The following is a 2,235-nucleotide window of genomic DNA, read 5'->3' on the forward strand; positions in this document are numbered from 1 at the left end:
AAACAAAGGAGGGTCGAAGGACTTCAAGAAGAAGGCGAAGAAAATCGGGTTTGCCGATAACTGGCAGAAGCGTCGTATGGCGTCGCTCGACGAGTGGAATATCGAGGACCGCAAAGCGGTCCCCTCCGAAAAAAAGCTCACCAACAAGCAGGCGTGGAAGGATTCGAAATCGCTCAAAACCTCACCGTACAAGCTCCCGGATGGGTGGAAGGACGTCGTCGGCGACGTCGGCGAACTCCAAATCCTCAATTTCGGGTCGCTGAAGTACGATCCGGCGACAGTAGCGACCTACGCCCTGTTCGAGGATCGTTCGGGAATCACGCTCAACCCGCTCGAAATCGTGGTCGACCAAGCCATTCCGAAGGAAACGGCGTTCCTACGGGCAGGTAAGGGGAAACCTGAAATGTTCGACGTGGTCATCACCGACTCGCTCTCGTCGTTCGTCTCCGGAAACAACCTCGAATCGCTCGACGCGCTGATGCCGAAGGACGAGATGTGGCAACCGTATCAGCCGATGATGAAGAGTTCGCTCAAGTATAAGAACCACCTCTACGCGGGTCCGACGTACTTGGAGGCCAGTCTCATCCACGTCCGCCCGGACCTCCTGAAGAAACAGGGCGTCCCCGAGAAGTCGCAGAAAGCCATCCTGAACGGAACGTGGACGTGGGACGACCTGGAGGCCGCGATGAAGGCGTTCAAGGGTACCGGGACGTACGCGTGGGCCTACCGGGGATCTTCCCGTGTCTACACCATGCGGGACTTCATGAAGATGTTCTACCAAGCGGGCGGTCAATTCATGGATGACAGCGGGAAAGTAACGGTGAACAGCAAACCGGCCCAAGTCGCGCTCGAGAAGATGGTCGAGTGGCACGACAAGGGTTGGGTGCCGGACGAAGTGGTCAATTACGGACAGGGCGACTTGGCCGACGGCTTCCTCTCCGGTCAGTTCGCGATGGTTCCCGTGTACGGGGACCTCGTTCCGAAGGCGATGGAGAAGTTCAGTAAGGACCAGTACACGCCGACGCTCAGCCCGAAAGGCGGCAAAGACGCCCCCAATCCGACTCGTGCGGGTATCGCGTCCCCGACCGGTCTCGGCATCAACGTGAACGCGCCGACGAAGAAGAAACTCGCCGCGATGCTCTACCTCGATACCCGACTCAGCATTTCGAGTCAGTGGTGGGAGTTCGTTGTGGAGGGCAACCAATCCTACTCGAAGGACGTCTACACGGACGCCGCGAAGACGAACTCCGCGAACTACGCGAAGATACGCGGCGAGCAGATGAAGCTAAACAAAGCGGAGGTCTTCCCGCAGGAACGACCCATCAAGCAACACGTGAGCCAGGAGTGCCAGAAGGCCATCGCGGGCGACGTGTCCCCGAAGAAAGCGCTCGATAATGCACAGGACTACGTCGATAAAGTCCTGGGGCAGTAATCGTCCCATGTCCTACGAAACTGATTCCACGTTCGGTGAACCCGACACAACGTACGAGGAGGTGAAGTATCGCCTCTCGCAATTCATCAACGATCACATCCTCCTTGTCCTGCTCGGACCGGCGTTGTTGGTCATCACGGCGATCTTCATCTATCCGGTACTCCAACTGTTCAGGCAGTCGTTCTACCTGACCCTACCGGGAGTCCCGAGTCGATTTATCGGCCTCCAGAACTACACCGACATGCTCGGAAGAGACGAGTTCTGGACTTACTTTCGGCACACGTTGGTCTACTCGTTCGGGTCGCTCGCACTGAGCCTCGGGGGAGGGCTCTGTGTCGCACTGGCCATCAATCACGTCACCAACCAACGACTCCGAAACACATACTCGACGGTGCTGATGTTCGCGTGGGCCATCCCCATCGCCGTCGTCGCTCTCATCTGGAAATGGATATTCACCGGCAACAAACTGGGCCTGATAAACATGGTCCTCATGGACCTCGGCATTCTCGACCACCCGTACGCTTGGTTGGCCCAGCATAACCTCACGATGGCGATCGTGACGTTCACGGATGCGTGGGCTCGACTGCCGTTCGCGATGATCGTGCTGCTGGCCGGATTGCAGTCCATCCCGAGCCACATGTACGACGCGTCGAAGGTGGACGGCGCGACGACGTTCCAGACGTTTCGCGCCATCACGCTTCCGTATCTACGACCGTACATCGCCATCGTTGCACTGATGAACTGGATGTTCGCGTTCCGCGCGTTCGCCATCATCTTCCCGTTGTCACGGGGCGGTCCCGGGA

General features: G+C 58.0%; 2 protein-coding genes. Both read left to right on the forward strand.

The window, feature by feature from the left end; genetic code table 11:
• Window positions 1–1,432: ABC transporter substrate-binding protein (locus WBV42_RS02835; protein ID WP_423984692.1), on the forward strand; the 1,432-nt coding region annotated here is incomplete at its 5' end.
• A 7-nt stretch (window positions 1,433–1,439) separates the two neighbouring features.
• Window positions 1,440–2,235: carbohydrate ABC transporter permease (locus WBV42_RS02840; protein ID WP_423984693.1), on the forward strand; the 796-nt coding region annotated here is incomplete at its 3' end.

Origin of the sequence: Haladaptatus sp., assembly GCF_049589095.1 — an archaeon.
Taxonomy (GTDB): Archaea; Halobacteriota; Halobacteria; order Halobacteriales; family Haladaptataceae; genus Haladaptatus.